Source organism: Pseudomonas fulva (genome assembly GCF_023517795.1).
Taxonomy (GTDB): domain Bacteria; phylum Pseudomonadota; class Gammaproteobacteria; order Pseudomonadales; family Pseudomonadaceae; genus Aquipseudomonas; species Aquipseudomonas fulva_D.
This window is the reverse complement of record NZ_CP082928.1, coordinates 1,147,571-1,173,676: the sequence shown is the minus strand read 5'-3', so window position 1 is coordinate 1,173,676 and position 26,106 is coordinate 1,147,571. Positions and strand designations below refer to the sequence as shown.

Annotated in this window: 23 protein-coding genes and 1 other RNA gene; 20 read left to right on the top strand and 4 right to left on the bottom strand. The window is 65.3% G+C overall.

Features of this window, described 5'->3' with window-relative positions; genetic code table 11:
• The first annotated feature begins 14 nt into the window (after positions 1–14).
• From infB to K8U54_RS05270, 6 genes are all read left to right on the top strand, one after another.
• Positions 15–2,504 (top strand): translation initiation factor IF-2, encoded by a 2,490-nt coding sequence (gene infB, locus K8U54_RS05295; RefSeq protein WP_249909182.1) that lies wholly within the window; start codon positions 15–17, stop codon positions 2,502–2,504.
• A gap of 109 nt (positions 2,505–2,613) precedes the next feature.
• A complete protein-coding gene (gene rbfA, locus K8U54_RS05290) occupies positions 2,614–3,021 on the top strand; it encodes a 30S ribosome-binding factor RbfA (protein WP_249909181.1) in 408 nt (135 codons plus the stop codon).
• 4 nt (positions 3,022–3,025) lie between these two features.
• A complete protein-coding gene (gene truB, locus K8U54_RS05285; RefSeq protein ID WP_249909180.1) occupies positions 3,026–3,943 on the top strand; it encodes a tRNA pseudouridine(55) synthase TruB in 918 nt (305 codons plus the stop codon).
• Between the two features lie 139 nt (positions 3,944–4,082).
• Positions 4,083–4,352 (top strand): 30S ribosomal protein S15, encoded by a 270-nt coding sequence (gene rpsO / locus K8U54_RS05280; protein ID WP_042554902.1) that lies wholly within the window; start codon positions 4,083–4,085, stop codon positions 4,350–4,352.
• A 206-nt stretch (positions 4,353–4,558) separates the two neighbouring features.
• Complete coding sequence (pnp, locus tag K8U54_RS05275; protein ID WP_013792666.1) at positions 4,559–6,664, top strand: polyribonucleotide nucleotidyltransferase; 2,106 nt, start codon at positions 4,559–4,561, stop codon at positions 6,662–6,664.
• Positions 6,665–6,814: 150 nt separating this feature from the next.
• Positions 6,815–7,564 carry a carbon-nitrogen hydrolase family protein gene (locus tag K8U54_RS05270; RefSeq protein WP_249909179.1) on the top strand — a complete coding sequence of 250 codons (750 nt, stop codon included), beginning with the start codon at positions 6,815–6,817 and terminating at the stop codon, positions 7,562–7,564.
• Positions 7,565–7,648: 84 nt separating this feature from the next.
• Here the strand turns inward: K8U54_RS05270 and K8U54_RS05265 are convergent, their stop codons facing one another.
• From K8U54_RS05265 to K8U54_RS05250, 4 genes are all read right to left on the bottom strand, one after another.
• Positions 7,649–8,182, bottom strand: a complete 534-nt coding sequence (locus tag K8U54_RS05265) for a BON domain-containing protein (RefSeq protein WP_249909178.1) — start codon at positions 8,180–8,182, stop codon at positions 7,649–7,651.
• On the bottom strand, positions 8,179–8,772 hold the full coding sequence (locus K8U54_RS05260; protein WP_070884246.1) for a phosphoheptose isomerase: 594 nt from the start codon (positions 8,770–8,772) through the stop codon (positions 8,179–8,181). Before K8U54_RS05260 ends, K8U54_RS05265 begins: the two co-directional genes overlap by 4 nt.
• 100 nt (positions 8,773–8,872) lie before the next feature.
• Complete coding sequence (locus K8U54_RS05255; RefSeq protein WP_070884666.1) at positions 8,873–9,271, bottom strand: YraN family protein; 399 nt, start codon at positions 9,269–9,271, stop codon at positions 8,873–8,875.
• The gene (locus tag K8U54_RS05250) at positions 9,231–10,988 is read right to left on the bottom strand and encodes a penicillin-binding protein activator (RefSeq protein WP_249909177.1); all 1,758 of its coding nucleotides are present in this window, start codon (positions 10,986–10,988) and stop codon (positions 9,231–9,233) included. The genes K8U54_RS05255 and K8U54_RS05250 overlap by 41 nt, the downstream gene beginning before the upstream one ends.
• Before the next feature lie 189 nt (positions 10,989–11,177).
• Between K8U54_RS05250 and rsmI the strand changes: the two genes are divergently transcribed.
• From rsmI to K8U54_RS05180, 14 genes are all read left to right on the top strand, one after another.
• Positions 11,178–12,047 (top strand): 16S rRNA (cytidine(1402)-2'-O)-methyltransferase, encoded by an 870-nt coding sequence (rsmI, locus tag K8U54_RS05245; RefSeq protein ID WP_249910401.1) that lies wholly within the window; start codon positions 11,178–11,180, stop codon positions 12,045–12,047.
• A gap of 41 nt (positions 12,048–12,088) precedes the next feature.
• Positions 12,089–12,438, top strand: an RNA gene (rnpB, locus tag K8U54_RS05240) — RNase P RNA component class A.
• Positions 12,439–12,739: 301 nt separating this feature from the next.
• Positions 12,740–13,195: a division/cell wall cluster transcriptional repressor MraZ gene (gene mraZ / locus K8U54_RS05235; protein ID WP_013792660.1), complete on the top strand. Its 456-nt coding sequence runs from the start codon at positions 12,740–12,742 to the stop codon at positions 13,193–13,195.
• A gap of 2 nt (positions 13,196–13,197) precedes the next feature.
• Positions 13,198–14,139 carry a 16S rRNA (cytosine(1402)-N(4))-methyltransferase RsmH gene (gene rsmH / locus K8U54_RS05230; protein ID WP_249909176.1) on the top strand — a complete coding sequence of 314 codons (942 nt, stop codon included), beginning with the start codon at positions 13,198–13,200 and terminating at the stop codon, positions 14,137–14,139.
• Positions 14,136–14,429: a cell division protein FtsL gene (gene ftsL, locus K8U54_RS05225; protein ID WP_249909175.1), complete on the top strand. Its 294-nt coding sequence runs from the start codon at positions 14,136–14,138 to the stop codon at positions 14,427–14,429. The genes rsmH and ftsL overlap by 4 nt, the downstream gene beginning before the upstream one ends.
• Complete coding sequence (locus K8U54_RS05220) at positions 14,429–16,165, top strand: peptidoglycan D,D-transpeptidase FtsI family protein (RefSeq protein WP_249910400.1); 1,737 nt, start codon at positions 14,429–14,431, stop codon at positions 16,163–16,165. Before ftsL ends, K8U54_RS05220 begins: the two co-directional genes overlap by 1 nt.
• Complete coding sequence (locus tag K8U54_RS05215) at positions 16,165–17,628, top strand: UDP-N-acetylmuramoyl-L-alanyl-D-glutamate--2,6-diaminopimelate ligase (RefSeq protein WP_249909174.1); 1,464 nt, start codon at positions 16,165–16,167, stop codon at positions 17,626–17,628. The genes K8U54_RS05220 and K8U54_RS05215 overlap by 1 nt, the downstream gene beginning before the upstream one ends.
• Complete coding sequence (locus K8U54_RS05210) at positions 17,621–19,000, top strand: UDP-N-acetylmuramoyl-tripeptide--D-alanyl-D-alanine ligase (RefSeq protein ID WP_249909173.1); 1,380 nt, start codon at positions 17,621–17,623, stop codon at positions 18,998–19,000. The genes K8U54_RS05215 and K8U54_RS05210 overlap by 8 nt, the downstream gene beginning before the upstream one ends.
• Positions 19,001–20,083 (top strand): phospho-N-acetylmuramoyl-pentapeptide-transferase, encoded by a 1,083-nt coding sequence (gene mraY, locus K8U54_RS05205; RefSeq protein ID WP_070884238.1) that lies wholly within the window; start codon positions 19,001–19,003, stop codon positions 20,081–20,083.
• A gap of 7 nt (positions 20,084–20,090) precedes the next feature.
• Entirely contained in the window at positions 20,091–21,437 is a 1,347-nt protein-coding gene (gene murD / locus K8U54_RS05200) for a UDP-N-acetylmuramoyl-L-alanine--D-glutamate ligase (protein ID WP_249909172.1), read from the top strand.
• The gene (gene ftsW / locus K8U54_RS05195; protein WP_249909171.1) at positions 21,437–22,657 is read left to right on the top strand and encodes a putative lipid II flippase FtsW; all 1,221 of its coding nucleotides are present in this window, start codon (positions 21,437–21,439) and stop codon (positions 22,655–22,657) included. The genes murD and ftsW overlap by 1 nt, the downstream gene beginning before the upstream one ends.
• On the top strand, positions 22,647–23,717 hold the full coding sequence (gene murG, locus K8U54_RS05190; RefSeq protein ID WP_249909170.1) for an undecaprenyldiphospho-muramoylpentapeptide beta-N-acetylglucosaminyltransferase: 1,071 nt from the start codon (positions 22,647–22,649) through the stop codon (positions 23,715–23,717). The genes ftsW and murG overlap by 11 nt, the downstream gene beginning before the upstream one ends.
• A 34-nt stretch (positions 23,718–23,751) precedes the next feature.
• A complete protein-coding gene (murC, locus tag K8U54_RS05185) occupies positions 23,752–25,158 on the top strand; it encodes a UDP-N-acetylmuramate--L-alanine ligase (protein ID WP_249910399.1) in 1,407 nt (468 codons plus the stop codon).
• Positions 25,155–26,105 carry a D-alanine--D-alanine ligase gene (locus tag K8U54_RS05180; protein WP_249909169.1) on the top strand — a complete coding sequence of 317 codons (951 nt, stop codon included), beginning with the start codon at positions 25,155–25,157 and terminating at the stop codon, positions 26,103–26,105. Before murC ends, K8U54_RS05180 begins: the two co-directional genes overlap by 4 nt.
• The last annotated feature ends 1 nt before the right edge of the window (position 26,106 follow it).

Genomic DNA, 26,106 nt, shown 5'->3' with positions numbered 1-26,106 from the left:
GAGGAGAGAAGTGCATGACGCAAGTCACGGTGAAAGAACTGGCCCAAGTGGTCGACACACCGGTAGAGCGCCTGCTGCAGCAGATGCGAGAGGCGGGTTTGCCGCACAGCAGTGCCGAGCAAGTTGTCACCGATAACGAAAAGCAGGCCCTGCTTGCTCACCTGAAGAGCAGCCACGGCGACAAGAAAGCCGAGGAACCGCGCAAGATTACCTTGCAGCGCAAGACCACCAGCACCCTCAAGGTTGCGGGTAGCAAGACCATCAGCGTTGAAGTGCGCAAGAAGAAGACCTTCGTCAAGCGCAGCAACGAAGAGATCGAAGCCGAGAAACAGCGCGAGCTCGAAGAGCAGCGTGCTGCGGCCGAAGCTGCTCGCCTGAAGGCCGAGGAAGAAGCCAAGCGCCAGGCCGAAGAAGAGGCCAAGCGTCAGGCGGCTGCGGCGCCGGCCGAGCGTACTGCGCAAGCGGCTGCGGCCCCGGCCGTCGTCGACGCACCGGTTGCCCCGGCCGTTGACGAGCGCAAGAAGGAAGAGCCGCGCCGTCCGGACAAGAGCCGTAGCGACGAAGCCGATCGCCGTGGTGGCGAGCGCAAGACCACCCAGCACCGCCCGACCGTCAAGGAAAAGGCGCCTGCTCCGCGTGTCGCGCCGCGTACCATCGACGAAGAGAGCGATGGCTTCCGTCGCGGCGGTCGTGGCAAGTCCAAGCTCAAGAAGCGCAACCAGCATGGCTTCCAGGCTCCGGCCGGCCCGGTGGTGCGTGAAGTGTCGATCGGCGAGACCATCACCGTGGGCGAACTGGCCCAGCAGATGTCGGTGAAGGCTGCTGAAGTCATCAAGTTCATGTTCAAGATGGGCTCGCCTGCCACCATCAACCAGGTGCTGGATCAGGAGACCGCTCAGCTGGTCGCCGAAGAGCTGGGCCACAAGGTCAAGCTGGTCAGCGACAACGCGCTCGAAGAGCAGCTGGCCGAGTCCCTGAAGTTCGAAGGCGAGGCGATCTCCCGTGCGCCGGTAGTGACCGTCATGGGTCACGTCGACCATGGCAAGACCTCGCTGCTCGACTACATCCGTCGTGCCAAGGTGGCATCCGGCGAAGCCGGGGGCATCACCCAGCACATCGGTGCCTACCACGTGGAAACCGAGCGCGGCATGGTGACCTTCCTCGACACCCCGGGTCACGCGGCGTTCACCGCTATGCGTGCCCGTGGTGCCAAGGCCACCGACATCGTCATCCTCGTGGTGGCGGCCGACGACGGCGTGATGCCGCAGACCCAGGAAGCGGTGCAGCACGCGAAAGCGGCTGGCGTACCGATCGTGGTCGCGGTGAACAAGATCGACAAGCCCGATGCCAACCCGGACAACATCAAGAACGGCCTGGCCGCGCTCGACGTGATTCCGGAAGAGTGGGGCGGCGACGCACCGTACGTGCATGTGTCGGCCAAGATGGGTACCGGCGTGGACGAGCTGCTCGAAGCGGTTCTGCTGCAGGCCGAAGTCCTCGAACTCAAGGCCATGCCGTCGGCACCTGGTCGTGGTGTGGTCGTCGAATCGCGTCTGGACAAGGGCCGCGGCCCGGTGGCCACCGTGCTGGTTCAGGACGGTACGCTGCGCCAGGGCGACATGGTGCTGGTCGGCTCCAACTACGGCCGCATCCGCGCCATGCTGGACGAGAACGGCAAGCCTGTTAAGGAAGCCGGCCCGTCCATCCCGGTCGAGATTCTCGGCCTGGACGGCACACCGGAAGCCGGTGACGACATGACCGTCGTGGCCGACGAGAAGAAGGCCCGCGAGGTTGCGCTGTTCCGTCAGGGCAAGTTCCGCGAAGTGAAACTGGCACGTGCCCACGCTGGCAAGCTGGAAAACATCTTCGAAAGCATGGGCCAGGAAGAGAAGAAGACCCTCAACATCGTGCTCAAGTCCGATGTGCGGGGTTCTCTCGAGGCACTGCAGGGCTCGCTCAGCACCCTGGGCAACGACGAAGTGCAGGTGCGCGTGGTCGGTGGCGGCGTCGGTGGTATCACCGAGTCCGATGCCAACCTGGCCCTGGCGTCGAACGCCGTGCTGTTCGGCTTCAACGTCCGTGCTGACGCCGGTGCGCGCAAGATCGTCGAGGCCGAAGGCCTGGACATGCGCTACTACAACGTCATCTACGACATCATCGAGGACGTCAAGAAGGCGCTCACCGGTATGCTCGGCAGCGACGTTCGCGAGAACATCCTCGGCATCGCCGAAGTGCGCGACGTGTTCCGTTCGCCGAAGTTCGGTGCGGTCGCCGGTTGTATGGTGGTCGAGGGTACGGTCTACCGTAACCGCCCGATCCGCGTACTGCGTGACGACGTGGTGATCTTCGAAGGCGAGCTGGAGTCCTTGCGTCGCTTCAAGGACGACATGGCCGAAGTGCGTAACGGCATGGAGTGCGGTATCGCCGTGAAGAGCTACAACGACGTCAAGGTCGGCGACAAGATCGAAGTGTTCGAGAAAGTCCAGGTGGCTCGCAGCCTGTAATCGCGAGTCGCAACACGCAACGCCCGGCCCCGCATCTGCGCGGCCGGGCGTTTGCCGCTTTTGAGTCCGCTGCCTTTGCAGGCAGCGAGACGAGTGGAAGGTAGCAACGATGGCAAAAGACTACAGCCGTGCCCAGCGTATCGGCGACCAGATTCAACGCGAGTTGGCGCAGCTGATTCGTACCGAAGTCAAAGACCCGCGCCTGGGTGGCCTGGTCACCGTTACCGCGGTCGATGTCAGCCGTGACGCCAGCCATGCCAAGGTGTTCATCACCGTCATGGGCGCCGAGCCGCAGGAGGGTTCCGACCCCATCGCGCAGAGCCTCAAGGTGCTCAACGACGCCAGTGGTTTCCTGCGCATGCAGCTGGGCAAGGCGATGAAGCTGCGCAGCGTGCCGCACCTGCGTTTCCATTACGACGAAAGCATCGTGCGCGGTGCCCAGTTGTCGGCGCTGATCGAGCGTGCGGTGACCGAGGACAGCAAGCACGTCGACAGCGATACCGAGGCCAAGGAGTAAGCGCGTGGCCCAGGTTAAGCGTATTCGTCGCAAGGTCGACGGCATCATCCTGCTCGACAAGCCCAAGGGCTTCAGCTCCAACGCGGCGCTGCAGAAGGTGCGCTGGTTGCTCAATGCCGAGAAGGCCGGGCACACCGGCAGCCTCGATCCGCTGGCCACCGGCGTGCTGCCGCTGTGCTTCGGCGAGGCGACCAAGTTCTCCCAGTACCTGCTCGATGCCGACAAGGGCTACGAGACGGTCATGCAGCTGGGCGTCACCACCACCACGGCCGATGCCGAGGGTGAGGTGATCGAACGTCGCGAGGTGAATGTCGACGGCGCGGACATCGAGGCGCTGCTGCCGCGTTTTCGTGGTGACATCAGCCAGGTGCCGCCGATGTATTCGGCGCTCAAGCGCGACGGCCAGCCGCTGTACAAGCTTGCCCGTGCCGGAGAAGTAGTGGAGCGCGAGGCGCGTTCTGTTACTATTGCGCGCCTGGAGTTGCTGTCCTGCGCTGCCGACCGGGCGAGCCTGGCGGTGGATTGCAGCAAAGGCACCTATATCCGCACGCTGGTCGAGGATATCGGTCACCTGCTGGGCTGCGGCGCCCATGTCGCCGAGCTGCGTCGTACCAAGGCCGGCCCGTTCGACCTGGCGCAGAGTGTCAGCCTGGATGAATTGCTGCAGGCCCACGAAGAGGGTGGCAACGAAGCCGTCGATCGCTTCCTGCTGCCGGTGGACAGCGGGCTGGAGCATTGGCCGCTGCTGAGCTTCTCGGAGCACAGTGCGTTCTACTGGCTGCAAGGGCAGCCGGTTCGCGCCGCGGATGCGCCGAAGTTCGGCATGGTCCGGGTGCAAGATCACAATGCTCGCTTCATCGGTATCGGTGAAGTGAGCGAAGACGGGCGCATTGCGCCGCGTCGTCTGATTCGGTCCGCGTGACCGTGGCGAGCCGTTTCGGCGGCTCGTAACGAGGGTGGCTGTCAATAGGCACGGTCATACCTCCTTTTAAAACACGGGAAGCGATTCCCGGCCTATTGAGACTGTCCTTGCGACTGTCTCCAGATGAGAGGATGCCCACATGGCACTCAGCGTTGAAGAAAAAGCCCAGATCGTTAACGACTACAAGCAAGCCGAAGGCGATACCGGTAGCCCGGAAGTCCAGGTTGCTCTGCTGTCCGCCAACATCAACAAGCTGCAAGGCCACTTCAAGGCCAACGGCAAAGACCACCACTCGCGTCGTGGCCTGATCCGCATGGTCAACCAGCGCCGCAAGCTGCTGGACTACCTGAAGGGTAAGGACACCAGCCGTTACAGCGCCCTGATCGGTCGCCTGGGTCTGCGTCGCTAAGCAATGCTTAGTCGTCGTTGACCGCAAAAGCTGGAAGTGGGCTCGCCCCGCTTCCAGCTTTTGCGTTTATGCTCTACCCGTTTTTAGCAGCACCGAAGCCCTTTGCCGCTTCACCTCTGGACAGTGCCGGGCCGACTCCCGCAGCGATTGCCCACGAATTCGCAAGAACCGTTTCCCCCAAAGGCAACAGAGAGAAGGAAAACACCGTGAACCCGGTAATCAAGAAATTTCAATTCGGTCAGTCGACCGTCACCCTCGAGACTGGCCGTATCGCCCGTCAGGCTTCCGGCGCCGTGCTGGTCACCGTCGACAACGACGTCACCGTGCTGGTCACCGTGGTAGGCGCCAAGTCCGCCGACCCGAGCAAGGGCTTCTTCCCGCTGTCCGTGCACTACCAGGAAAAGACCTACGCAGCCGGCAAGATCCCTGGCGGCTTCTTCAAGCGTGAAGCGCGCCCGAGCGAGAAGGAAACCCTGACCTCGCGCCTGATCGATCGGCCGATCCGCCCGCTGTTCCCGGAAGGCTTCCAGAACGAAGTGCAGGTCATCTGCACCGTGGTCTCCACCAGCAAGAAGACCGATCCGGACATCGCCGCGATGATCGGTACCTCGGCTGCCCTGGCCATCTCCGGCATCCCGTTCGACGGCCCCATCGGTGCCGCCCGTGTTGCCTACCATCCCGAGACCGGCTACCTGCTGAACCCGAACTACGAGCAGCTCAAGGCGTCGAGCCTGGACATGGTCGTGGCCGGTACCAAAGACGCGGTACTGATGGTCGAATCCGAAGCCAAGGAACTGACCGAAGACCAGATGCTGGGCGCCGTGCTGTTCGCCCATGACGAATTCCAGGCCGTCATCCAGGCCGTTACCGAACTGGCCGCCGAAGCCGGCAAGCCGCGTTGGGACTGGCAGGCCGCTGCCGCCAACACCAGCCTGCTGGACGCCATCCGCGCCGAGTTCGGTGCCGCGATTTCCGACGCCTACACCATCATCATCAAGCAGGATCGCTATGCGCGCCTGGGCGAGCTGCGCGACCAGGTGGTTGCCAAGTTCTCCGGTGAGGAAGGCCAGCCGAGCGCCGGCGAAGTCAAAGACGCCTTCGGCGAAATCGAATACCGCACCGTGCGCGAGAACATCGTCAACGGCAAGCCGCGTATCGATGGCCGTGACACCCGTACCGTACGTGGCCTGAACATCGAAGTCGGGGTGCTGGACAAGACCCACGGCTCGGCCCTGTTCACCCGTGGCGAAACCCAGGCGCTGGTCGTGGCCACCCTCGGTACCGCCCGCGATGCGCAGTTGCTCGACACCCTCGAAGGCGAGAAGAAAGACCCCTTCATGCTGCACTACAACTTCCCGCCGTACTCGGTGGGTGAGTGTGGTCGCATGGGCGCCACCGGTCGTCGTGAAATCGGCCACGGCCGCCTGGCCCGTCGTGGCGTTGCCGCCATGCTGCCGAGCGCCGACGAGTTCCCGTACACCATCCGTATCGTCTCGGAGATCACCGAGTCCAACGGTTCGTCCTCCATGGCTTCCGTTTGCGGTGCTTCCCTGGCCCTGATGGACGCCGGTGTACCGATGAAGGCGCCGGTTGCCGGTATCGCCATGGGTCTGGTCAAGGAAGGCGAGAAATTCGCCGTGCTGACCGATATCCTCGGTGACGAAGACCACCTGGGCGACATGGACTTCAAGGTAGCCGGTACCGCCAATGGCGTCACCGCGCTGCAGATGGACATCAAGATCCAGGGCATCACCGAAGAGATCATGGAGATCGCCCTGAACCAGGCCCTGGAAGCGCGCCTGAACATCCTCGGCCAGATGAACCAGGTGATCGCCCAGTCGCGCAGCGAGCTGTCGGCCAACGCTCCGACCATGCTGGCGATGAAGATCGACCAGGACAAGATCCGTGACGTCATCGGCAAGGGCGGCGCCACCATCCGCGCCATCTGCGAAGAAACCAAGGCGTCGATCGACATCGAAGACGACGGCTCGATCAAGATCTTCGGCGAAACCAAGGAAGCCGCCGACGCCGCCAAGCAGCGCGTACTGGCGATCACCGCCGAGGCCGAGATCGGCAAGATCTACGTCGGCAAGGTCGAGCGTATCGTCGACTTCGGCGCCTTCGTCAACATCCTGCCGGGCAAGGACGGTCTGGTGCACATCTCCATGCTCAGCGATGCACGCGTGGAGAAGGTCACCGACATCCTCAAGGAAGGCCAGGAAGTGGAAGTGCTGGTGCTGGACGTGGACAACCGCGGCCGTATCAAGCTGTCCATCAAGGACGTCGCCGCTGCCAAGGCCTCGGGTGTCTGATCCGGGCTGAAGCCGCCGCGTCGAGAAAGCCAGTCAGGGTGACCTGACTGGCTTTTTTATTGGCTGCCATTCGGCATGGCCAACCGCGCCCGGCGTTCTGGTGCCTCACCCGGAGGGCGGGTTAAGGTGGCGTTTTTGCCGGAGAAACCCATGGCATCCGTTCTGGTCGCCGCCCAGTGTGCGGTTCGCGCCGGTGACCTCGAGGCCAATCTGGCCACGCACAAGGTTTTCATGCAGCACGCCGCCGAGTCGGGTGCCAGGCTGCTGGTCTTTCCCGAGCTGTCGCTGACCGGCTACGAGCCCACCCTGGCCCTCGATCTGGCGCAGACGCCTGAGAGTGCCCTATTCGACCCCTTGCGGCGTCTCGCCAGGGAGGCGGGGATGACCACGGTGGTCGGTGTGCCGCCACGTGTGCCGGGCCGCGACAAGCCGCAAATCGCCGCCTGCATCCTGCAGGCCGATGGAGCGCTGGCTTTCTATACCAAACAGTACCTGCACGGCGGTGAGGCGCGGTTCTTTTCCCCGGGCCAGGGCGGCGAGTTGCTGCCTGTCGGTGACCAACTGGTGGCCCTGTCGGTGTGCGCCGATTTCAGCCACGCCGATCACCCGGCGCGGGCTGCGGCGGGTGGCGCCCGGGTGTACGCTACCAGTGTGCTGATCGGCGAAGGTGGCTATGAGCATGACAGCGCCTTGCTGCTGGGCCATGCGCAGCGCCATGGCATGGCGGTGCTGATGGCCAATCACGGCGGCCCCACGGGAGGCTGGGCGGCAGCAGGGCGTAGTGCCTTCTGGGATGAGCAGGGCCACTGCGTGGCTCAGGTGGGCGGTGCGGGAAACCGTCTGCTGATCGTTGCCGGGCAGCCACGGGATTGGTGCGGGCGAGAGGTCGTGTTGGGATAGGGCAGGCGGTCGTTCGCTGCGTATCAAAAAAAACGCCAGTCAGGCGCTGCCTGGCTGGCGTTTCTTCGTCGAGCCAGGCCGTGATCAGTCGGTGTACTGGAACAGCTTGACGATCTTCTGCACGCCCGAGGTGCTCTGCACCACATTGCTCGCGGCATTGGCTTCCTGGCGGCTGACCACGCCGAGCAGGTAGACGATACCGTTCTCGGTGATCACCTTGATGCGGCTACCCGGCACGCCGCTGTCGGCGAGCATTTGGGTCTTGATCTTGGTGGTCAGCAGCGAGTCGTTGCTGCGTGCCAGTAGCGAGGTGGGCTGCTGCACCTGCAGTTCGTTATGCACCTTGCGCACGCCTTGTACGGTGCGTGCGGCCTGTTCGGCCGTGGCTTTCAGGTCGGCGCGGGGCGTTTGCCCGGCGATCAGGATCACGCCGTTGTAGCTGCTCACCACGATGCGCGAGGTGGGGCTGGCGAGGTCGGCGTGGGCACGGGTGATGGCGTTGGCGACATTGGGGCCGACGAACTGGTCGTCGATCTTGTTGCCGATGCTGCGGCTGCCGCAGCCGCCCAGGATCAGGCTCAATGCCAGGGCGGCGAGGATCAGTGGCGAACGGGTCATTCTTCACTCCCAAACAGTTGACTGTCGATAAGGTCGCACAAGCAGTGGATGGCCAGTAGATGGACTTCCTGAATGCGCGCCGTGACCTTCGACGGCACGCGAATCTCGACGTCTTCGGGCAACAGCAGCGAGGCCATGCCGCCACCGTCGCGACCGGTCAGGGCGACCACGGTCATTTCCCGGTCGTGGGCGGCCTGGATGGCCTGGATCACGTTGGCGGAGTTGCCGCTGGTGGAAATGGCCAGCAGCACGTCGCCCGGTTGGCCCAGGGCGCGAATCTGCTTGGAGAAGACTTCGTTGTAGCTGTAGTCGTTGGCGATCGAGGTGATCGTCGAGCTGTCGGTGGTCAGGGCGATCGCCGGCAGGCTGGGGCGCTCGCGCTCGAAGCGGTTGAGCAGCTCCGAGGAGAAGTGCTGCGCGTCACCTGCCGAGCCACCGTTGCCGCAGGAGAGGATCTTGCCTTCACTGAGCAGGGCCTGGACCATCACCTGGCTGGCGTGCTCGATGAATGGAGGCAGGACCTCCATGGCGTGGTGCTTGGTTTCGATGCTGCCTTGAAACAGCTGGCGAATACGGGCTTGCATATCCATGTAGAGCTTTGACCTTGACTATAACGAGGCCTCGGCCCGTGGGCGCGCGGCGCTGTCGTTGGAAACGGCGGTGGACCAGCGTATCGCAGCGAGCCTGGGCTCAACTGTCGAAAGCGTTTCTGATCCATTCCAGTGATGCGGGTCTGCCATGGCCTACGGCTATGACATCGAAACGGCAGGGATGTTTGGCCCAGCGTTTCTCCTGTTGCAGAAATTGCATGGCCGTGGCGATCAGCTTGTCACGCTTGCGCCTGTCGACGCTTTCGACCGCACCGCCCCAGGCGCTGTGCTTGCGGTAGCGCACTTCGGCGAATACTACTGTATCGCCATCGAGCATGACCAGATCGAGTTCGCCACGCTGACCGCGCCAGTTCTGGCAGATCAGGCGCAGGCCATGGCTTTGCAGATGCTCGCAGGCGAGGGCTTCGGCCGCTCGCCCGCTGACATGGCGCGGATCGTCACTCAATGTTGCTTTCGGGCAGGCGCTGGACCTGGCCATTGCTGAACTGCGCCCAGGGCAGCCGGCGCTCGACGCGCTGCGCGGCGTTCAGGCTCAGGTTGCCGGACAGGCCTTCGACGCGGCTGTCGGGCAGGGTCTTGAGCTGATCGAGGCGCGGCGCCAGGCGGAAGGCATCGACGCCCATGGCGTACAGGCGACCCAGGCTGCCGCCGGCTTGCGGCCACTGGCTGTTGACCTGTTGGCGCAGTGGGTCGTTGGCATCCAGCAACCACGGCGTTTCGCAGAAGCGGATACCGTCCAGGTCGCGGTACTGGGCCGCGCTCATGCTGCCGCTGAACAGGTGCGAGGTGGCGTACACCGGTACGTCGCCGGCGTACTGGTAGGCCAGGGTCGGCTTGATCTGCTGAGCCTGTTGCGGCGTGGCGGCGAGGAAGATGAAGTCCACGTCCTGGCGACGCGAGGTGCCGCTGACCTGCAGCAGGCGGGCGACCTGGCTGGCCATGTCCACCGGCTGGTCGATCTGCTCGGCGCCGAGGAAGGTGCCGCCGGCGGCTTGCCAGCTCTGCCGGAAAGCGTCCAGCACGCGATTGCCCCAATCGCCCTTGGGAACCAGGGCGACGGCGTTGCGCATGCCATCGGCCCAGGCGCGGCGAGCGACTTCGCGGGCCTCGTCCTCGGCGGCCAGGCCGAACTGGAACAGCTGGGCCGGGTTCTTGGCGCCCGGCTCGGCATAGTTCAGGGCCAGGGTGGTGATCGGCAACTGGTCGCGGTTACCCAGCTGGGTGACCAGGTTCTTTTCCAGCGGGCCGATCACCAGCTCCACGCCATCGGCCTGGGCCTGGCGATAGAAGTCGTCCAGGGAGGTCAGGCGGGCGCTGTCGTACAGCTGGATCTGTGGTGGTTTCTCGCCGGCCTGCTGGGCCTGGTAATGGGCCGCCAGAAAGCCATCGCGCAGGGCGCGCGATACCGAGGCCAGCTGGCCCTCCTGGGGCAGCAGCAAGGCGATCTTCTCCAGCGGCTTGCTGGACAGCGCGCGCAGGTCGGCGAGGGCCTTGGGCAATTGCTTGGCCGCCGGATGGTTCGGATGCTGGGCCAGCCAGCTGTCGATGGCGTCCTGCTGCTGCTTGAGCGTGCCGACGGTTTTCGCCACCTGGGCCAGCGCCAGCCAGCCGGCCAGGTCGGCGTCATCGGCGGTCGGAGCCGGCTCGGCCGGCAGGTTGCTGACCAGGCTCCAGATGTGGTCCTGATTGCGCTGCGCCTCGTCGCCGCTCAGCAGGGGGGCGATGAACACCCGCTCGCGGGCGGCGGCGAGCACCTGGCCGTCCTTCTCCAGCGCGTTGGCGCGGGCCAGCTGGGTGCGCGTCTGCTGCTCGACCGGCAGTTCGCCGAGGCGCTCGAGGCTGGGGTGGGCCAGGGCGGCGAGGGCGGCCTTGGCATCGTTGCGCGCCAGGGCCAGTTCGGCCTTGAGGGTGCTGGCGTAGATCTGCTGCGCCGGCTTGAGCAATTGCAGATCGACCTGCCCGAGAATGCTCTCGGCGCGTTGCGCGTTGCCCTGCTTGGCGGCCAGGTCGGCGGCCGACAGGCGCAGCAGCTGGGCGTCTTCGCTCTGGCTGGTGCCGGCTTGCTGGAGCATCTGCTCCACGCTGGCCTGGGGCGTGCGGGGCAGTTCGCCGAGGTTCGAGGAAGGCGAGCTGCTGCAGGCAACGAGCAGGCCGGCTAGGCAGAGTGCAGAGAGCGGACGCAGGCAGGCAATCATGTAAGCGATTCCGGTTCTTGAGCAAATGAGCACGGGATTGTACCCAAGGCACCGCCTTGGCGCGACGATGAAGGTGTTAACCGGTACGCAGAGGTCGCAGCTGCTCCCGTGCTGGCGACGGTTTCCGCCCTGGCGGTTCGCACGGGTTACAATGGCGGCTTTCCAGCTATTAGAAGAGGCATTGCCGTGATCGCTAATGACGCACCCCGATCCGCCACGGGCACCCTGTTCGTGGTGGCGACGCCCATTGGCAATCTCGACGACCTCAGTGCCCGGGCATTGAAGGTGCTTGGTGATGTGGCGCTGATCGCTGCCGAAGACACCCGGCACTCGGCGCGGCTGATGCAGCACTTCGGCATCGGCACGCCGCTGGCGGCTTGCCATGAGCACAACGAGCGCGACGAGGGCAATCGCTTCATCGAGCGCTTGCTGGCGGGTGACGATGTAGCGCTGATTTCCGATGCGGGCACGCCGCTGATCTCCGATCCCGGCTATCACCTGGTGCGCCAGGCGCGGGCCGCCGGGGTTCGCGTGGTGCCGGTGCCCGGTGCCTGTGCGTTGATTGCGGCCCTGTCGGCTGCCGGCCTGCCGTCCGATCGCTTCGTCTTCGAAGGCTTTCTGCCGGCCAAGTCCGTGGGCCGGCGCGCGCGTCTCGAGCGGGTTCGCGAGGAGCCGCGCACGCTGATCTTCTATGAAGCGCCGCATCGCATTCTCGAGTGCCTGCAGGACATGCGCGAGGTGTTCGGCGGCGAGCGCCAGGCGCTGCTGGCCCGGGAACTGACCAAGACCTTCGAGACCCTGCAGGGTATGCCGCTCGAGCAGTTGTGCGAGTGGGTGGCGGGCGATGCCAATCAGCAGCGCGGCGAATGCGTGGTGCTGGTGGCGGGTTGGCAGGCGCCGGAAGATGAGGCGGCGGTGAGTGTCGAGGCCCTGCGGGTGCTCGATCTGCTGCTCGCCGAAATGCCCCTCAAGCGTGCGGCAGCGCTGGCGGCGCAGATCACCGGGGTACGCAAGAACCTGCTCTATGAGGTTGCGCTGGAGCGCCAGCAGGACGTTTGACCTTGTTCTTGCCGGGCGCCAGCGGTTACCCTAGGCGGCGGAGAGTCGATCGGACAGTCGCTGCCTTCCACTTGGAAGGGGGAGGAAAGTCCGGGCTCCATAGGGCGGAGTGCCAGGTAACGCCTGGGAGGCGCGAGCCTACGGAAAGTGCCACAGAAAATAACCGCCTAAGCGCTTCGGTGCCGGTAAGGGTGAAAAGGTGCGGTAAGAGCGCACCGCACGGCTGGTAACAGTCCGTGGCTAGGCAAACCCCACTCGGAGCAAGACCAAATAGGGTTCCATTGGCGTGGCCCGCGCTGGAACCGGGTAGGTTGCTAAAGACGTGCAGTGATGTACGTCGTAGAGGAATGACTGTCCTCGACAGAACCCGGCTTACAGATCGACTCTCCACCTCCTTCCGCTTTCGCTTCATCCCCGCATTTCTAATACCGAAAAAATCTTACTCTTAACAAACTACTTTAAGTTCGTTGGGTAGGTTCATGTATGTGGTTGTTTTTTAGCCATCTTTCCCGCTTTGGGCGCTCGTCCCACTTCTCATTTATTCGCTAAATCTCCGTTCTATAAGGAATTTTCCGTTCTGGCGCGCCTTGACGGTGGGGTATGCGCGTTCCTATAGTGTGCTCCGGTGGTAAAAAGTGGCATGAAGTGGGTTTTTTTGGATGCGGATGGCTGAATAAAGGGGAAACGCGATCGTGTTTCGCGGAGCTAACGCCATAAGTCTTGACGCCAAGGGGCGGCTCGCGATGCCAAGTCGGTATCGGGACGAGCTCGTTTCGCGTTCGGCTGGCCAGCTCATCGTCACCATCGATGCCATCGATCCCTGCCTTTGTGTCTACCCCTTGCCGGAGTGGGAAATCATCGAGAACAAGCTGCGCGAGCTGGCTTCCTTCCGCGAAGAGAACCGCCGCCTGCAACGTCTGCTGATTGGTAATGCCGTCGATCTCGAGCTGGATGGCAGTGGTCGTTTCTTGGTTCCACCGCGTCTGCGCGAGTACGCCAAGCTGGACAAGCGCGCGATGTTGGTGGGGCAGCTCAATAAATTTCAACTGTGGGACGAGGATTCCTGGAATGCCGTGGCCGATGCCGATCTGGCCGCCATCAAGCAACCGGGTGCTCTTTCCGATGACCTTCGTGACCTGATTCTGTGAACATGACCGCTACCTTTCGCCATATCACCGTGTTGCTCGAGGAAGCCGTTGCGGCGCTCTCGCTGCGCGCCGATGGCTGCTATGTGGACGGCACGTTCGGGCGGGGAGGACATAGCCGGCTGATCCTGGAGAGGATCGGGCCAGGCGGTCGCTTGCTGGGGTTCGACAAGGACCCTCTCGCAATCGCGACAGGAAATACGCTGGCGGCCGAAGACGGCCGCTTTGTCGTTGTGCAGCGCAGCTTTGCGGAACTTGACGATGAACTCGTTGTCCGCGGCCTGGCCGGCAGCGTGAGCGGTGTGCTGCTGGATCTGGGCGTGTCCTCGCCGCAACTCGACGACGCCGAGCGCGGCTTCAGCTTTCTCAACGACGGCCCGCTGGACATGCGCATGGATCCCTCGCGGGGCGTCAGCGCTGCGCAGTTCATCGCCAGCGCCGATGAAGACGAGATCGCCCGGGTATTCAAGGAATACGGTGAGGAGCGTTTCGCCAGGCGCATGGCGCGCGCCGTGGTCGCCCGTCGCCAGGAGCAGCCGTTCGAACGCACCGCCGACCTGGCGCAGGTGCTGACCGTGGCCAATCCCGCCTGGGAGAAAGGCAAGAACCCGGCGACCCGTGCCTTCCAGGGCCTGCGCATCCACGTCAACAATGAGCTGGGCGACCTTGAGCGTGGCCTCGACGCCGCGCTGGAAAATCTGGAAGTGGGCGGTCGTCTGGTGGTGATCAGCTTCCATTCCCTGGAAGACCGCATCGTCAAGCAGTTCATGCGCAAGCACGCCAAGGGCGAGATGGACAAACTGCCCCGTGACCTGCCGATCATTCCAAAGGCCTTCGAGCCGCGCCTGAAGCTGCTCGGCAAGCCGCAGTTCGCCTCCGAGGCCGAGCTCAAGGCCAACCCACGCTCGCGCAGCGCGGTCATGCGTGTCGCGGAGAAACTGCGATGAGCGGCTTGAGCATCAAGCGTTTCCCCAAGGGCAGCCTGCTGATGCTGGTGCTCTTCATCGCCGTGCTCGGTTCCGCGCTGGCGGTGTCCTACAGCGCGCACTGGAATCGCCAACTGCTCAACAGCCTGTACGGCGAACTCAGCGTGCGTGACAAGGCGCAGGCCGAATGGGGACGGTTGATTCTCGAACAGAGTACCTGGACGGCCCACAACCGTATCGAGACCCTGGCCAGCGAACAGCTGAAGATGCGCATCCCTGACGCCGCCGAAGTGCGCATGGTGGCGCCATGATGAAGCTCGAAGGGGCTCTGTACCCGTGGCGCTTCCGCCTGGTCATGCTGCTGCTGGCCCTGATGGTGGCGGCCATCGCAGCGCGTATCTTCGAGCTGCATGTGTTCGACCATGACTTCCTCAAGGCCCATGGCGACGCGCGCAGCGTGCGGCATATCCCGATCCCGGCGCACCGCGGGTTGATCACCGATCGTAACGGCGAGCCGCTGGCCGTCAGTACCCCGGTCACCACCCTGTGGGCCAACGGCAAGGAGCTGCAGGCCGGCAAGGCGCAATGGCCGGTGCTGGCGGCTGCCCTCGGCCAGGAGCCCAATGCCTTCGCCCAGCGCCTGCAGGCCAACGCCGAACGCGAGTTCATGTATCTGGTGCGTGGCCTGACCCCCGAGCAGGGCCAGCGGGTGCTCGATCTCAAGGTGCCGGGCGTCTACTCCATCGAGGAGTTTCGGCGTTTCTATCCGGCTGGCGAAGTGACCGCCCATATGGTCGGCTTCACCGACATCGACGACCGTGGTCGTGAGGGCGTCGAGCTGGCGTTCGAGGACTGGCTGGCCGGCGTGCCTGGCAAGCGTCAGGTGCTCAAGGATCGTCGCGGTCGTCTGATCCGTGACGTGCAGGTGACCCAGAACGCCAAGGCCGGCAAGGCGCTGGCGCTGTCCATCGACCTGCGCCTGCAGTACCTGGCGCACCGTGAGCTGCGCAACGCCCTGGTCGAGTTCGGTGCCAAGGCCGGCAGCCTGGTGATGCTCGACGTGAAGACCGGCGAGATCCTCGCCATGGTCAATCAGCCGACCTACAACCCCAACAACCGCCGCAACCTGCAGCCGGCGGCCATGCGCAACCGCGCCATGATCGACGTGTTCGAGCCGGGTTCGACCATGAAGCCGTTTTCCATGAGTGCCGCCCTGGAAACCGGGCGCTGGAAACCCACCGACAAGGTCGACGTGCAGGGCGGCACGTTGCAGATCGGCCGTTACACCATCAAGGACGTGTCTCGCGCGCCGGAAGGCGTGCTCGACCTGACCGGCATCCTGATCAAGTCCAGTAACGTGGGCATGAGCAAGGTCGCCTTCGATATCGGCGGCGCGGCGATCTATGACGTGATGCAGCAGGTCGGCCTGGGTCAGGACACCGGCCTGAGTTTCCCGGGTGAGCGCGTCGGCAACCTGCCCAACCACCGTGAATGGCGCAAGGCGGAAACCGCTACCCTTTCCTACGGCTATGGCCTGTCGGTCACCGCCGTGCAATTGGCCCATGCCTACGCCGTGCTCGGCAACAACGGGCGCAGCGTGCCGATGTCGCTGACCCGTACCGACCGTGTGCGCGACAGCGTGCAGGTGATTCCCGAAGACGTCGCCCATACCCTGCAGGGCATGCTGCAACAGGTGACCGAGGCGCCGGGCGGGGTGTTCCGCGCCCAGGTGCCGGGTTACCACGTGGCCGGCAAGAGCGGTACGGCGCGCAAGACCGCTTCCGGCACCAAGGGCTACCAAGCCAATGCCTACCGCTCGTTGTTCGCCGGTTTCGCGCCGGCCAGCAACCCGCGTATCGCGGTGGCCGTGGTCATCGACGAGCCGAGCAAGAGCGGCTACTACGGCGGTCTGGTATCGGCCCCGGTATTCAGCCGTGTGATGGCCGGCGGCCTGCGCCTGATGAACATCACCCCGGACAACCTGCCCGAGACCACCGCGGTGCAAGCCGAAGTGCCGGCGGCAGCCAGCAATGGAGGGCGCGGCTGATGCCCATGCCATTGAACCAGTTGTTGCCCCAGGCGAGCAGCGGCGTGCTGATCCGTGAGCTGACCCTCGACAGCCGCCAGGTGCGGCCCGGTGACCTGTTCCTGGCCGTGCCCGGCACTCGCCAGGATGGCCGCGTGCATATCGCCGATGCGATTTCCCGTGGCGCTGCCGCGGTTGCCTATGAAGTCGACGGCGCGCTGCCGATGACCGCCGAAAGCGCCGAGCTGGTCGCCATCAAAGGCCTGGCCGGGCAGCTCTCGGCCATCGCCGGGCGCTTCTACGGCGAGCCGAGCCGTGGCCTGCATATGGTCGGCATCACCGGCACCAACGGCAAGACCAGCGTCAGCCAGCTGCTGGCCCAGGCCCTGGACCTGCTCGGCGAGCCGTGCGGCATCGTCGGCACCCTCGGCAACGGCTTCTATGGTGCGCTGGCCCAGGGTCTGCACACCACGCCGGATCCGATCGGCGTGCAGGCGACCCTGGCCGGGCTGAAGAAGAACGGCGCACGGGCGATCGCCATGGAAGTGTCCTCCCATGGCCTGCACCAGGGTCGGGTTGCCGCGCTGGATTTCGACGTGGCGGTGTTCACCAACCTGTCCCGCGATCATCTCGACTACCACGGTTCGATGGAGGCCTATCAGGCCGCCAAGGCCGCGCTGTTCGCCTGGCCGAGCCTGCGTGGCCGGGTGCTTAACCTGGACGACGCCATGGGCCGTGAACTGGCCGCCCAGGAGCGCGACTCGCGCCTGATCAGCTACAGCCTGCAGGATCCGAGCGCCTATCTGTTCTGCCGCGATATCCATTTCGATGACCAGGGCGTGCGCGCCACGCTGGTCACCCCGCGTGGCGAAGGCAGCCTGCGCAGCGCGCTGCTGGGGCGTTTCAACCTCAGCAACCTGCTGGCCGTGGTGGGGGCGCTGGTGGCCATGGATTACCCGCTCGACGAAATTCTGAAAGCGCTGCCGCGCCTGCAGGGGCCGATCGGCCGTATGCAGCGCCTGGGTGGCCAGCAGGCGCCATTGGTTGTAGTTGATTACGCCCACACCCCGGACGCGCTGGAGCAGGTGCTGGGTGCCCTGCGCCCCCACGTGACCGGCCGCCTGCTGTGCCTGTTCGGCTGCGGTGGCGACCGTGATCGCGGCAAGCGTCCGCTGATGGCCGAAGTGGTCGAGCGCCTGGCCGACGCCGCCCTGGTCACCGACGACAACCCACGCAGCGAGTCGCCCGCACAGATCTTCGACGACATTCGCGAAGGCTTCCGCAGCGCCGATCGGGTGCGCTTCGTACACGGCCGTGGCAATGCAATCGCCCAGCTGATCGGCGCAGCCCAGGTCGGCGACGTGGTCGTGCTGGCCGGCAAGGGCCATGAGGATTACCAGGAAATCGACGGCGTGCGTCAGCCGTTTTCCGATCTGCAGGAGGCCGGTCGCGCACTGGCCGCATGGGAGGCGGCACATGCTTAAGGCATTGCGGTTGAGCGAGGTGGCCGGCGCCCTGAACGGCCGCCTGGTCGGCGACGACTGCGCCTTCGCGGCCGTCAGTACCGACAGCCGCAGCATCGTGCCGGGCCAGCTGTTCGTGGCCCTCAGCGGCCCACGCTTCGATGGGCACGACTACCTGGCCCAGGTCGCCGCCAAGGGCGCCGTCGCCGCGCTGGTGACGCGCGAGGTCGCGGACGTCGACCTGCCACAGTTGGTGGTGGCCGATACCACCCTGGCCCTCGGGCAGCTGGGTGCGCTCAACCGCCAGGCCTACGGTGGCCTGCTGGCTGCCGTGACCGGCTCCAGCGGCAAGACCACTGTCAAGGAAATGCTCGCTGCCATTCTGCGCGCCGCTTGCGCCCAGGACGGCGGCGCCGTATTGGCGACCCGTGGCAACCTGAACAATCAACTGGGCGTTCCGCTGACCCTGCTGGAGCTGGCGCCCGAGCACACTGGCGCGGTCATCGAACTGGGCGCCTCGGGTATCGGCGAAATCGCCTACACCGTCGGCCTGACCAAGCCACAGGTGGCCATCATCACCAATGCCGGCAACGCCCACGTCGGCGAGTTTGGTGGCCCGGAGAACATCGTGCTGGCCAAGGGCGAAATCCTCGAAGGCCTGGGCGAGGCCGGCGTTGCCGTGCTCAACCGTGACGACCTGGCCTTCGAACGTTGGGTCGAGCGTGCTGCCGGGCGCCGCGTCCTGAGCTTTGCCCTGCGCGACAGCCGCGCCGATTTCCATGCCCTCGAGCTGAGCCGCGATCCCCGTGGCTGCCCGGCATTCACCCTGTTCTGCCACGAAGGCCAGGCCCGCGTGCAGTTGAATCTGCTCGGTGAGCACAACGTGACCAATGCACTGGCTGCCGCTGCGGCTGCCCATGCCCTGGCGGTGCCGCTGGTGGCCATCAAGAACGGCCTGGAAAGCCTGCTGCCGGTCAAGGGCCGGGCGGTGGCCCAACTGGCGCAGAACGGCGCCCGGGTCATCGACGACACCTATAACGCCAACCCCGCTTCGATCTGCGCGGCCATCGACATTCTCGCCGGGTTCTCCGGGCGCAAGGTGCTGGTGCTGGGCGATATCGGCGAGTTGGGCGCCTGGTCCGAGCAGGGTCACCGCGACGTCGGCGCCTATGCAGTCGGCAGGGCCGACGTGCTCTATGCGGTCGGCCCGCAAATGAAACACGCCGTGCAGGCCTTTGGCACCGGAGGCCGGCATTTCGCCGACCAGGCCGCGCTGATCGACGCGGTACGCGCCGAGCCCGGCGACAGCACCATTCTAATTAAAGGCTCACGCAGCGCCGCGATGGAAAACGTCGTCGCCGCACTGTGTGGCGACAGTGGGGAGAGTCACTAAATGCTGCTGCTGCTGGCAGAGTATCTGCAACAGTTCCACAAGGGCTTCGCGGTCTTTCAGTACCTGACCCTGCGCGGGATTCTCGGCGTGCTGACGGCCCTCGCGCTGGCGCTGTTCCTCGGCCCCTGGATGATTCGTACCCTGCAGATCCGCCAGATCGGCCAGGCGGTGCGCAACGACGGCCCGCAATCGCACCTGTCCAAGAAGGGCACGCCGACCATGGGTGGCGCGCTGATCCTCTCGGCCATCGCCGTCAGTACCCTGCTGTGGGCCGACCTGAGCAACCGCTACGTGTGGGTGGTGCTGATCGTCACCCTGCTGTTCGGCGCCATCGGCTGGGTCGACGACTACCGCAAGGTGATCGAGAAGAACTCGCGTGGCCTGCCGAGCCGCTGGAAATACTTCTGGCAGTCGGTGTTCGGCATCGGCGCGGCCACCTTCCTTTATATGACTGCGCAGACGCCGATCGAGACCACCCTGATCGTGCCGCTGCTCAAGGACGTCAGCATTCCGCTGGGCATCGGGTTCGTGGTGCTGACCTATTTCGTCATCGTCGGCTCCAGCAACGCAGTGAACCTCACCGACGGCCTCGACGGCCTGGCGATCCTGCCCACGGTGATGGTCGGCGGTGCCCTGGGCATCTTCTGCTACCTGTCGGGCAACGTGAATTTCTCCGAGTACCTGCTGATTCCCTATGTACCGGGGGCGGGTGAGTTGATCGTGTTCTGCGGCGCGCTGATCGGCGCCGGCCTGGGCTTCCTGTGGTTCAACACCTACCCGGCGCAAGTGTTCATGGGCGACGTCGGTGCGCTGGCGCTGGGCGCCGCACTGGGCACCATCGCCGTGATCGTGCGCCAGGAGATCGTGCTGTTCATCATGGGCGGCGTGTTCGTCATGGAAACCCTGTCGGTGATCATCCAGGTCGCCAGCTTCAAGCTGACCGGCAAGCGGGTGTTCCGCATGGCACCGATTCACCACCATTTCGAGTTGAAGGGTTGGCCCGAACCACGGGTCATCGTTCGTTTCTGGATCATCACCGTCATTCTGGTGCTGATCGGCCTTGCTACTTTGAAACTGCGTTGAGGACAGCATGAGCCTGATCGCTTCCGACCAATTCCGCATCGTTGTCGGCCTCGGCAAGAGCGGCATGTCCCTGGTGCGCTACCTCGCGCGCCAGGGCGTGCGCTTCGCCGTGGTCGACACCCGTGCCAATCCGCCGGAGCTGAGCACCTTGCGTGAACAGTTCCCGCAGGTCGAAGTGCGTTGTGGCGAGCTGGACGTGGAGTTCCTCGCCCGCGCCAGCGAGTTGCTGATCAGCCCCGGCCTGGCCGTGGCCACGCCGGCCCTGCAGGAAGCGGCCAGGCGCGGCGCCAAGCTGTCCGGCGACATCGACCTGTTCGCCCGCGCGGCGCAGGCGCCGATCGTCGCCATCACCGGCTCCAACGCCAAGAGCACCGTGACCACCCTGGTCGGCGAAATGGCCGCCGCGGCGGGGCGCAAGGTCGCCGTAGGCGGCAACCTGGGCACGCCGGCGCTGGATCTGCTGGCCGATGACGTCGAGCTGTACGTGATCGAGCTGTCCAGCTTCCAGCTGGAAACCACCGAACTGCTCAATGCCGAAGTGGCCACCTGCCTGAACGTCAGTGAAGACCACATGGATCGCTACGCCGACCTGCCGGCCTACCACCTGGCCAAGCACCGCATCTTCCGTGGTGCCCGCCAGGTGGTAGTCAACCGTGACGATCCGCTGTCGCGGCCGATGATCGCCGACCAGGTGCCGTGCTGGAGCTTTGGCCTCGGCAAACCGGACTTCAAGCGTTTCGGCCTGCTCGAGGAGAACGGCGAGAAATTCCTGGCCTATCAGTTCGACGCGCTGCTGCCCGTACGCGAGCTGAAGGTGCGCGGCGCCCATAACCAGTCCAATGCCCTGGCGGCGCTGGCGCTGGGCCACGCCGTGGGCCTGCCGATGGCCGCCATGCTCGACACCCTCAAGGCCTTCACCGGCCTGGCGCACCGCTGCCAATGGGTGGGTGAGCGCGCGGGCGTGAGCTACTACGACGACTCCAAGGCCACCAACGTCGGGGCTGCCCTGGCGGCCATCGAGGGCCTGGGCGCCGATATCGCCGGCAAGCTGGTGCTGATCGCCGGCGGCGACGGCAAGGGCGCCGACTTCTCCAGCCTGCGCAAGCCGGTGGCGGCCCATTGCCGCGCCGTGGTGCTGCTCGGCCGCGACGCCGACAAGCTGGCCGCGGTACTGGACGGTGCCGTGGACATCCTGCGCGTCGACAGCCTGCAGGCTGCCGTCGAACAGGCTGCCGTGCTCGCCCAGCGTGGCGATGCGGTGCTGTTGTCGCCCGCCTGCGCGAGCCTGGACATGTTCAAGAATTTCGAAGAGCGCGGGCGTCTGTTCGCCCAGGCCGTGGAGGCGCTCGTCTGATGCTGTCCTTCCTGCGCCCTTATCCGTCTCCGCTGTTCAGCCGTCGTGGCCTGGACATGGACTTCCCGATGCTCGCCGGCTGTCTGGCGCTGCTCGGCCTCGGCCTGGTGATGATTTCCTCGGCGTCCACCGAGGTGGCGGCGGTGAACACCGGCAGCCCGCTGTATTACATGATCCGTCACCTGATCTACCTGGCCATCGGCCTGGGCGCTGCAGGCGTGGTGCTGATGGTTCCGCTGGCCACCTGGCAGCGCCATAGCTGGTTGCTGCTGCTGGTGGCCGTGGTCCTGCTGGTATTGGTGCTGCTGCCCGGCATCGGCCGCGAGGTCAACGGTGCCAAGCGCTGGATCGGTTTCGGCGCGTTCAACATCCAGCCCTCGGAGATCGCCAAGGTCTTCGTGGTGCTCTATCTCGCCGGCTACCTGGTACGGCGCCAGGAAGAAGTGCGCGAAAGCTGGGCAGGCTTCTTCAAGCCGTTCGTGGTGTTGTTGCCCATGGCCTTCCTGCTGCTGCTCGAACCCGACTTCGGGGCGACCGTGGTGATGATGGGTGCGGCCATGGCCATGCTGTTCCTCGGCGGCGTCGGCCTGTTCCGTTTCCTGCTGATGGTCGCTCTGGCGGTCGGCGCGGTGTTCGTACTGGTGCAGAGCCAGGAGTACCGCCTGCAGCGTCTGATCACCTTCACCGACCCCTGGGCCGATCAATATGGCTCCGGCTACCAGCTGACCCAGGCGCTGATCGCCTTCGGCCGTGGCGAATGGCTGGGCGTGGGCCTGGGCAACAGCATCCAGAAGCAGTTCTACCTGCCCGAAGCCCACACCGACTTCGTGTTCTCGGTACTGGCCGAGGAGCTGGGCCTGGTCGGCGCGCTGGCCACCGTCGGCCTGTTCGTGTTCGTCAGCGTACGCGCCCTGTACATCGGCCTGTGGGCGGAGAAGGCCAAGCAGTACTTTTCCGCCTATGTGGCCTTCGGCCTGGGCTTTCTATGGATCGGCCAGTTTTTGATCAACATCGGCGTGAACATCGGCCTGCTGCCGACCAAGGGCCTGACCCTGCCGTTCCTGAGTTATGGCGGCAGTTCCCTGGTCATCTGCTGCGTCAGCCTGGCGCTGCTGCTGCGCATCGAGTGGGAGGCGCGCAACGGCCTGGGCAGCGAAGACGTCGAGTTCGACGAGAGCGACTTCCCCGAGCCCGAGCGGGAGGTGCAGCATGTCCGGTAACGTGTTGATCATGGCGGGCGGCACCGGCGGCCACGTGTTCCCGGCGCTGGCCTGTGCCCGCGAGTTCCAGGCGCGCGGCTACCGCGTGCACTGGCTGGGCACACCGCGCGGCATCGAGAACGAACTGGTTCCGGCTGCCGGCCTGCCGCTGCACCTGATCCAGGTCAGTGGCCTGCGCGGCAAGGGCAAGCTGTCGTTGCTCAAGGCGCCTCTGCAACTGATCAAGGCGCTGTTCCAGGCCCGCAAGGTGGTGCGCGAGCTGCAGCCGGTGTGCGTGCTCGGCATGGGCGGCTATGTGACCGGCCCTGGCGGCCTGGCGGCGAAGCTGGCCGGCGTACCGCTGATCATTCACGAGCAGAATGCCGTGGCCGGTACCGCCAATCGCAGCCTGGTGGCATTCGCCAGCCGGGTCTGCGAGGCTTTCCCTGACACCTTCGCCGCGTCCGACAAGCGTCGCACCACCGGTAACCCGGTGCGCGAGGAGCTGTTCCTGGAAACCCCGCGCGATGCGCTGACCGGTCGTCGGCCACGCCTGCTGATTCTCGGTGGCAGCCTGGGCGCCGAACCGCTGAACAAACTGCTGCCGGAAGCGCTGGCGCAGGTGTCTGCCGAGTTGCGCCCGGACGTCTTCCACCAGGCCGGCAAGCAGCACGCCGAGGTGACCGGCGAACGATACAGGGCGGCGGGCGTCGAAGCGCAGGTCGCGCCCTTTATCAGCGACATGGCCCGCGCCTACGCCTGGGCCGACCTGGTGGTCTGCCGCTCCGGCGCGCTCACCGTCAGCGAACTGGCTGCCGCCGGCCTGCCGGCTTTCCTGGTGCCGTTGCCCCACGCGATCGACGACCACCAGACACGCAATGCCAGCTATCTCGCGAAAGACGGCGCCGCCGTCCTTCTGCCACAACGCTCCACTGACGCTGCCGATCTGGCAGCGCAGCTGACCGAGGTCTTGATGCACCCCGAACGACTCAAACAAATGGCCAGCACCGCACGTCGCCTGGCCAAGCCCGATGCTACCCGTACCGTCGTCGATGTCTGCCTGGAGGTGGCCCGTGGCTAAGTCCCCCGCAGCGGTCAAGGCGGAAGTGCGGCGCATGCGCCGTATCCGCCGCATTCACTTCGTCGGTATCGGCGGCGCCGGCATGTGCGGCATCGCCGAAGTCCTGCTCAACCTGGGCTACGAAGTCTCCGGCTCGGACCTGAAAACCTCGGCGGTGACCGAGCGTCTGGAAAACTTCGGTGCGCAGATCTTCATCGGCCACCGCGCCGAGAACGCCGAGAGCGCCGACGTGCTGGTGGTCTCCAGCGCCATCAACACCTCCAACCCGGAAGTGGCGACCGCCCTCGAGCGCCGTATTCCCGTGGTACCGCGCGCCGAGATGCTCGCCGAGCTGATGCGCTACCGCCACGGCATCGCCGTGGCCGGCACCCATGGCAAGACCACCACCACCAGCCTGCTGGCCTCGGTGTTCGCCGCCGGCGGCCTGGATCCGACCTTCGTGATCGGTGGACGTTTGAATGCAGCAGGCACCAACGCCCAGCTCGGTTCGAGCCGCTACCTGATCGCCGAAGCCGACGAGAGCGACGCGAGCTTCCTGCACCTGCAGCCCATGGTGTCGGTGGTGACCAACATCGACATGGACCACATGAGCACCTATGAGGGCGACTTCAACAAACTGAAGAAGACCTTCATCGAGTTCCTCCACAACCTGCCGTTCTATGGCCTGGCCGTGCTCTGCGTGGACGATCCGGTGGTTCGCGAGATCCTCTCCCAGGTCGGCCGTCCGACGGTGACCTACGGCTTCAGCGAAGACGCCGACGTGCGCGCCATCAACGTGCGCCAGCAGGGCATGCAGACCTTCTTCACCGTGTTGCGCCCGGACTGCGAGCCGCTCGACGTGTCGGTGAACATGCCGGGCAACCACAACGTGCTCAACGCCCTGGCGACCATCTGCATCGCCACCGACGAAGGCATCAGCGACGACGCCATCGTCCAGGGGCTGTCGCAGTTCCAGGGTGTCGGTCGGCGCTTCCAGGTTTATGGCCAACTGCCGGTCGACGGCGGCGAGGTGATGCTGGTCGACGATTACGGCCATCACCCGCGCGAAGTCGCGGCGGTGATCAAGGCCGTGCGTGGCGGCTGGCCGGAGCGGCGCCTGGTGATGGTGTACCAACCGCACCGCTACAGCCGTACCCGCGACCTTTATGACGATTTCGTGCAGGTGCTGACCGACGCCAACGTGCTGCTGCTGATGGAGGTCTACCCGGCCGGCGAAGAGCCGATCCCCGGTGCCGACAGCCGCCAGCTGTGCCACAGCATTCGCCAGCGCGGCCAGCTGGACCCCATCTATATCGAGCGCGGCGCCGACCTGGCGCCGCTGATCAAGCCGCTGCTGCGTGCTGGCGACATCCTGCTGTGCCAGGGCGCCGGTGACATCGGCGGCGTAGCCCCACAACTGCTGCAGAGCCCGCTGTTCAGCGCGCAAGGTCAACGCCAATGAGTGCCGACACCCTGAAATCCCAACTGCCGGTCTCGGCATTCGGCCGCGTCGCCGTGCTGTTCGGTGGCAAGAGCGCCGAGCGCGAGGTATCGCTCAAGTCCGGCAATGCCGTGCTGAGCGCGCTGCAGAGCGCCGGCGTGGACGCCTTCGGCATCGACGTGGGCGATGACTTCCTTGCCCGCCTTACGGGCGAGAAGATCGACCGCGCCTTTATCGTGCTGCACGGCCGTGGCGGTGAAGACGGCAGCATGCAGGGCCTGCTCGAATGCGCCGGCATCCCCTACACCGGCAGTGGCATCCTCGCCTCGGCCCTGGCCATGGACAAGCTGCGCACCAAGCAGGTATGGCAGAGCCTGGGCCTGTCGACGCCGCGCCATGCCGTGCTGGCCAGCGTCGACGATTGCCGCCGCGCCGCGGACGAGCTGGGCTTCCCGCTGATCGTCAAGCCGGCCCATGAAGGCTCGAGCATCGGCATGGCCAAGGTCGGCGACGTCGATGCGCTGATCGCCGCCTGGCAGGACGCCGCCTGCTACGACAGCCAGGTGCTGGTCGAGCAATGGATCCATGGTCCGGAATTCACCATCGCCATGCTGCGTGGCCAGGTGCTGCCACCGATCGCCCTGGGCACCTCCCACAGCTTCTACGACTACGACGCCAAGTACCTGGCCGATGACACCCAGTACCGGGTGCCCTGTGGCCTGTCCGCCGACAAGGAGGCCGAGCTGAAGGCCCTCACCGCCCGTGCCTGCGAAGCCGTGGGCACCCAGGGCTGGGCACGCGCCGACGTGATGCAGGATGCCGACGGGCGTTTCTGGCTGCTGGAGGTGAACACCGTCCCGGGCATGACCGACCACAGCCTGGTGCCGATGGCGGCGCAGGCGGCCGGTCTGGATTTCCAGCAGCTGGTGTTGGCGATTCTCGCTGACAGCGTTGAGGCTCGGGGGTAAG

Excerpts from the sequence above, each read along its gene's own strand:
- ftsW (WP_249909171.1), top strand. The coding sequence starts at position 21,437 with ATGCTGTCCTTCCTGCGCCCTTATCCGTCTCCGCTGTTCAGCCGTCGT.
- rsmH (WP_249909176.1), top strand. The coding sequence starts at position 13,198 with ATGACCGCTACCTTTCGCCATATCACCGTGTTGCTCGAGGAAGCCGTT.
- murD (WP_249909172.1), top strand. The coding sequence starts at position 20,091 with ATGAGCCTGATCGCTTCCGACCAATTCCGCATCGTTGTCGGCCTCGGC.
- murC (WP_249910399.1), top strand. The coding sequence starts at position 23,752 with ATGCGCCGTATCCGCCGCATTCACTTCGTCGGTATCGGCGGCGCCGGC.
- K8U54_RS05215 (WP_249909174.1), top strand. The coding sequence starts at position 16,165 with ATGCCCATGCCATTGAACCAGTTGTTGCCCCAGGCGAGCAGCGGCGTG.
- K8U54_RS05180 (WP_249909169.1), top strand. The coding sequence starts at position 25,155 with ATGAGTGCCGACACCCTGAAATCCCAACTGCCGGTCTCGGCATTCGGC.
- K8U54_RS05250 (WP_249909177.1), bottom strand. The coding sequence starts at position 10,988 with ATGATTGCCTGCCTGCGTCCGCTCTCTGCACTCTGCCTAGCCGGCCTG.
- K8U54_RS05255 (WP_070884666.1), bottom strand. The coding sequence starts at position 9,271 with ATGGCCAGGTCCAGCGCCTGCCCGAAAGCAACATTGAGTGACGATCCG.
- K8U54_RS05210 (WP_249909173.1), top strand. The coding sequence starts at position 17,621 with ATGCTTAAGGCATTGCGGTTGAGCGAGGTGGCCGGCGCCCTGAACGGC.
- rpsO (WP_042554902.1), top strand. The coding sequence starts at position 4,083 with ATGGCACTCAGCGTTGAAGAAAAAGCCCAGATCGTTAACGACTACAAG.
- rbfA (WP_249909181.1), top strand. The coding sequence starts at position 2,614 with ATGGCAAAAGACTACAGCCGTGCCCAGCGTATCGGCGACCAGATTCAA.
- K8U54_RS05265 (WP_249909178.1), bottom strand. The coding sequence starts at position 8,182 with ATGACCCGTTCGCCACTGATCCTCGCCGCCCTGGCATTGAGCCTGATC.
- K8U54_RS05220 (WP_249910400.1), top strand. The coding sequence starts at position 14,429 with ATGAAGCTCGAAGGGGCTCTGTACCCGTGGCGCTTCCGCCTGGTCATG.
- mraY (WP_070884238.1), top strand. The coding sequence starts at position 19,001 with ATGCTGCTGCTGCTGGCAGAGTATCTGCAACAGTTCCACAAGGGCTTC.
- murG (WP_249909170.1), top strand. The coding sequence starts at position 22,647 with ATGTCCGGTAACGTGTTGATCATGGCGGGCGGCACCGGCGGCCACGTG.
- K8U54_RS05260 (WP_070884246.1), bottom strand. The coding sequence starts at position 8,772 with ATGGATATGCAAGCCCGTATTCGCCAGCTGTTTCAAGGCAGCATCGAA.
- infB (WP_249909182.1), top strand. The coding sequence starts at position 15 with ATGACGCAAGTCACGGTGAAAGAACTGGCCCAAGTGGTCGACACACCG.
- ftsL (WP_249909175.1), top strand. The coding sequence starts at position 14,136 with ATGAGCGGCTTGAGCATCAAGCGTTTCCCCAAGGGCAGCCTGCTGATG.
- K8U54_RS05270 (WP_249909179.1), top strand. The coding sequence starts at position 6,815 with ATGGCATCCGTTCTGGTCGCCGCCCAGTGTGCGGTTCGCGCCGGTGAC.